The organism is Mesorhizobium sp. M7A.F.Ca.CA.004.06.1.1, assembly GCF_003999135.1.
Taxonomy (GTDB): Bacteria; Pseudomonadota; Alphaproteobacteria; order Rhizobiales; family Rhizobiaceae; genus Mesorhizobium.
In genome coordinates, this window is sequence record NZ_RZPQ01001408.1 from 1 (window position 1) to 521 (window position 521).

The 521-nt window shown below is 65.6% G+C and carries 2 pseudogenes; both read right to left on the reverse strand.

The annotated features are described in order from the left end of the window. Positions 1-286 (reverse strand): annotated as a pseudogene (locus EN906_RS36640) (iron ABC transporter permease); the annotation flags it as partial. An 88-nt stretch (positions 287-374) separates the two neighbouring features. Next, positions 375-521: pseudogene (locus EN906_RS38745) on the reverse strand (Fe(3+) ABC transporter substrate-binding protein); the annotation flags it as partial.

The window sequence follows — 521 nt, forward strand, 5'->3', positions numbered from 1 at the left end:
GAGCGCGGATATCGGTCAGAGTGACGAGGACGGCCACCAGCGTACCCGACAACACCGCAAGCAGGGTGCCGCCGATACCGACGACCAGTGTGTGCCAGGTGGCGACCCAGGTCGCCGGACTGGCGAGCCCCGCCTTTATCGCGACGGCCGACAGCGTGCCGCCGGGTGCCACGATCTCCTTGATCAGGCGCAGCATCGGCAGCAGCGAAAGCAGGACGATGACGATGGCCACCGCCGCCGTCAGGACCATTTCCTGGCCCCGGCTTTCCCTGATCCGTGTTGACATGATTGCTTTTCCTGGGATCGATCAGCCGATGCGCTCGGGTTTCGCAGTCGGCATGCCGCTAGGGGGGCATGCCGACTGGATTGCCGGCTCAGCCGCCGAACAGTTCCGAGAACTTCGCCTTGTCGGCGTCGGTCTTGGCGACGATTGCCTTGGTGTCGAACGACATCACCTTGACCTTGACGCCTTCCGGCAGCCATTCGGGGCGGCCGACCGAGGCGCGCGCCGGCAGATAGCC